The organism is Rhodococcus sp. IEGM 1379, assembly GCF_030056815.1.
Classification (GTDB): Bacteria; Actinomycetota; Actinomycetes; order Mycobacteriales; family Mycobacteriaceae; genus Rhodococcus_F.
Genome location: NZ_JASHKR010000209.1, coordinates 1 through 346, shown reverse-complemented (window position 1 = coordinate 346; position 346 = coordinate 1). Strand labels below are relative to the sequence as shown.

General features: G+C 69.1%; 1 pseudogene. It reads left to right on the top strand.

Annotation, left to right across the window (positions count from 1 at the left end):
• A pseudogene (locus QM600_RS30065) lies at positions 1 to 346 on the top strand (cholesterol oxidase substrate-binding domain-containing protein); the annotation flags it as partial.

The following is a 346-nucleotide window of genomic DNA, read 5'->3' as shown; positions in this document are numbered from 1 at the left end:
ACCGTCACCGCCGGACCCGGCGCCACCCTCGACGCCATCACCACCGCCCTCCAAGCCCAAAACCTCGGCTTCGCGAACCTCCCCGCCCCCGGCGTCCTCTCCATCGCCGGCTCCCTCGCCGTCGACGCCCACGGCGCAGCCCTACCCGCACAAGGCGAAACCCACGTCCCCGGACAAACCTTCGGCTCCCTCTCCAACCTCGTCACCTCCCTCACCGCAGTCGTCTGGAACGGCACCGAATACGCCCTCAAAACCTACAACCGCGCCGACACCGCCATCCGGCCGCTGCTCACCAACCTCGGCCGCACCTTCCTCACCTCCGTCACCCTCCAAGCCGCACCGAACT